Consider the following 647-nt stretch of genomic DNA (forward strand, 5'->3'; position numbering starts at 1 on the left):
ATGCTTTGGTGATGCGGATGATGGTGGGGTAGGTGTCGCCGGAGGTGTATTGGCTGGCGTAGAGGTAATCGCCGACGGACAGCAGTGCGCTGGGGGCGTTGCCGTTGACGTTGACGGGCCAGCTGTTCACGAAGGCGCCGTTTTCGGGGTTGATCTGGAACAAGGTGTCGGAATTGACCATCCAGATGTAGTTGTCGTCCGCCGCGATCGCGGCAAAGTAGCGTTGCTGTCCGCCGACGCGAGTGTTTACTCCGGAGTTGAGGTCGATTTTGTCGAGGTAGCCCCACCAGTTGTCGACGACGTACATCGTTTGTCCGGCGATGGCCACTGATGCGGTGCGGAACGAGTAATTGCCGTTCGAGAAGAACGAGGTGACGGCGTTGGTGCCGGGATCGATGCGGCGGACGCCACACAGGTCGGTGATGTAGACGAACCTTCCGTCGGAGCCGACCACCCGCAGTCGTGTGCCCGATGAGGTGTTGAAGATGACGTTGGTCCCGCTCTGGCACGCGCTCACTGAGGTGGCCGGCTTGCCCGCCACCACCGACACCTCGCCGGTCGTGTTGTCGACCTTCACCACCTGGTCACCCTGGGCGGTATACGACGAGCCACCTACCACCGCGACACCATTCGCACCCGACAACGCA

At 61.5% G+C, this 647-nt stretch carries 1 protein-coding gene; it reads right to left on the minus strand.

Going from position 1 to position 647, the window contains the following annotated elements; translation table 11 throughout:
- On the minus strand, positions 1-580 hold a 580-nt coding region (locus tag Adu01nite_RS47455), incomplete at its 3' end, for an NHL repeat-containing protein (protein ID WP_203736005.1).
- Positions 581-647 lie beyond the last annotated feature (67 nt).

This window comes from Paractinoplanes durhamensis, from assembly GCF_016862175.1.
Classification (GTDB): Bacteria; Actinomycetota; Actinomycetes; order Mycobacteriales; family Micromonosporaceae; genus Actinoplanes; species Actinoplanes durhamensis.